Annotated in this window: 1 protein-coding gene; it reads left to right on the forward strand. The window is 63.0% G+C overall.

The features are described from left to right. Positions 1-15 precede the first annotated feature (15 nt). On the forward strand, positions 16-276 hold a 261-nt coding region (locus QCD70_RS19280; RefSeq protein WP_367316756.1), incomplete at its 3' end, for a GntR family transcriptional regulator.

A 276-nucleotide genomic window follows, 5' to 3' on the forward strand; every position in this document is an offset into this window, starting at 1 on the left:
GCTCTCGAGGCAGCCATCCGCAGCAATTCCTTCAAATCCGGTTCCGTGTTGCCCGGCGAGAGATCGCTCGCGGAGGCCTTGTCGCTGTCGCGCGTCACCGTCCGAAAGGCGCTGGCCATGCTGGAAGAAGAAGGTATGCTGAGCCGACGGCAGGGCGCGCGCAGCGAGATCGGCTCGCGCGTCGAAAAATCGCTTTCCACGCTCACCAGCTTCTCGGAAGACCTGCGCGCGCGGGGAATGGAACCCGGCTGCGTGTGGATTTCCAAGCAATTGATC

It is taken from the genome of Agreia sp. PsM10, assembly GCF_030433855.1.
Classification (GTDB): Bacteria; Actinomycetota; Actinomycetes; order Actinomycetales; family Microbacteriaceae; genus Agreia.